This window comes from Roseateles sp. GW821-FHT09B06 (assembly GCF_059418245.1).
On sequence record NZ_JBWKPM010000058.1, the window covers coordinates 1 to 2,393 of the forward strand.

Annotated in this window: 2 protein-coding genes; both read right to left on the reverse strand. The window is 65.7% G+C overall.

What is annotated here, in order from left to right:
* Nucleotides 1–73 precede the first annotated feature (73 nt).
* Nucleotides 74–862, reverse strand: coding sequence for an IS21-like element helper ATPase IstB (gene istB / locus AC07OQ_RS24390; protein ID WP_495055729.1), 789 nt, complete (start codon nt 860–862; stop codon nt 74–76).
* Nucleotides 855–2,387 (reverse strand): IS21 family transposase, encoded by a 1,533-nt coding sequence (gene istA / locus AC07OQ_RS24395; RefSeq protein WP_495055730.1) that lies wholly within the window; start codon nt 2,385–2,387, stop codon nt 855–857. The genes istB and istA overlap by 8 nt, the downstream gene beginning before the upstream one ends.
* Nucleotides 2,388–2,393 lie beyond the last annotated feature (6 nt).

The window sequence follows — 2,393 nt, forward strand, 5'->3', positions numbered from 1 at the left end:
TGTTGATTCCCGCGCAATCCTGACCCACCGTTTCCATCCAATCTTGACCCACCCTTGTTAGTGCCTCTGGGGCTCAGGTTGTGGGTAACTTCTTGGTCTTGGACTCCTTCTTGGTGGGTTGTGCGGAACTGTTCTTGAAGCGGTAGCTCTCGTTGCCGGTCTCAAGGATATGGCAGTGGTGCGTGAGCCGGTCCAGCAGCGCCGTCGTCATCTTGGCATCACCGAAGACGCTGGCCCATTCGCCGAAGCTCAGGTTCGTCGTGATGATGACGCTGGTGCGCTCGTAGAGCTTGCTCAGCAGGTGGAACAGCAGCGCCCCTCCCGACGCGCTGAACGGCAGGTAACCCAGCTCGTCCAGGATCACCAGATCCATGTGCGCCAGCCGGTGCGCCATCTGGCCGGTCTTGTTGCACAGCTTCTCCTGCTCCAGCACGTTAACCAGCTCGACCGTGGAGAAGAAGCGCACGCGCCGCCGGTGATGTTCGAGCGCCTGCACCCCGATGGCCGTGGCCAGGTGGGTCTTGCCGGTGCCGGGCCCGCCGACAAGCACGACGTTCTCCGCCCGGTCCATGAACTCGCCGCGATGCAATTGCTTGACCAGCGCCTCGTTCACCTCGCTGTGCGCGAACTCGAAGCCGGCCAAGTCCCGGTAGACCGGGAACCTGGCCTGCTTGAGCTGGTACGCCACGGCGCGCACCTCGCGCTCCGCGCTCTCGGCCTTGAGCAACTGCGCCAGGAAGGGCTGCGCCGCCTCGAAGGCCGGCGCCCCTTGCTCGGCCAGGTCGCCCACGGCTTGCGCCATGCCGAACATCTTCAGCTCCCGCAGCGCGGTCATGAGCCCATTGGTTGCTGTGTCACGCATGGCGGACCTTCCTCTCTTCTCGAAGTTCGTCGTATCGGTTCACGTTGGCCTGGGGTTCTGTGACCAGGCGCAGCGCATGCGGCGCGTCCACCGGTGGAGGCTCGGCCTTCCCGTCCACCAGCCGGTGCAGCACGTTGAGCACGTACATCTTGGTCGGCACGCCAACCTCCAGGGCGGTCTCAACGGCCGTCAGCACCGCCTGTTCCTCGTGGTGCAGGACCAGCGCCAGGATGTCCACCATCTCGCGGTCCCCGCCTGGCTTCTTCAGCAGCTCGGCCTGCAAGCGCTTGAAGGCTTGAGGCAGTTCGGCGAACGGCGCGCCGTTCCTGAGCGCCCCGGGCTTGCGCTGCAACACCGCCAGGTAGTGGCGCCAGTCGAAGATCGTCTGGCCGAGGGTGTCGTGGCGCCGCTCGATCACCCGCTGGTGCTCGCAGATGATGTTGCCCTCGGCCGCGACCACCAGCCGGTCGGCGTACACGCGCAGGCTCACCGGCCGGTTCGCATACGAGGCCGGCACGCTGTAGCGGGTGCGCTCGAAGGTGATCAGGCAGGTGGGCGAGACGCGCTTGGTGTGCTCGACGAAGCCGTCGAAGGGGCGCGGCAGCGGCATCAGTTGTGGCTGCTCGTCCCGCCATGCGTCATGCAGGGTGCCGGGCAGCTTGCCGTGCGAGATCTCGGACCACAGTGCCTTGCAGCGCTCCTCCAGCCAGACGTTGAGGGCGTCCAGCGAGGGGAAGGCCGGCACGGGCTGCCAGAGCCGATGCCGGGCATCGCGCACGTTCTTCTCGATCTGGCCCTTCTCCCAGCCGGAGGCTGGGTTGCAGAACTCGACCTCGAAGAGGTAGTGGCTGACCATCGCGGCGAAGCGCGCGTTGACGTCGCGCGCCTTGCCGGTCAGGACCTTGTCCACAGCGGTCTTCATGTTGTCGTAGATGCCGCGCTTGGGCACGCCGCCGAACACGCGGAAGGCGTGGTTGTGGGCGTCGAACAGCATCTCGTGGGTCTGCAGCAGGTAGGCCCGGATGTAAAAGGCCCGGCTGTGGCTGAGCTTGAAGTGCGCGACCTGCAGCTTGGTGCGCTCGCCGGCGATCACCGCCCAGTCCTCGCTCCAGTCGAACTGGAAGGCCTCCCCGGGCTGGAAGACCAGCGGCACGAACGTGCCCCGGCCGGTGGTCTTCTGATCCTCCTGGCGCTTGAGCGCCCACTCCCGCGCGAACGCGGCCACGCGGTTGTAGGAGCCGTCGAAGCCGAGTTCCATGAGCTCCGCGTGCATCTGCTTCAGCGTGCGTCGCTGCTTGCGGTTCTTGCCGGACTCCGTCTTGAGCCACTGGGCCAGCTTGTCCGCGAACGGATCGAGCCGGCTCACGCTCTCGCGCTTGGCGTACGACGGTTCCTTGTCGCCGCTGCGCAGGTACTTCCTGATGGTGTTGCGAGACAGGCCTGTGCGCCTTGCTATCTCGCGGATGGACAGCCGCTCCCGCAGCGCCCATCTCCTGATGACACTTAGTGTCGCCACGTCAATCACTCCAAT

What these genes read in the sequence shown, in the direction of transcription:
- istB (WP_495055729.1), bottom strand. Translation starts at nt 862, where the DNA reads ATGCGTGACACAGCAACCAATGGGCTCATGACCGCGCTGCGGGAGCTG.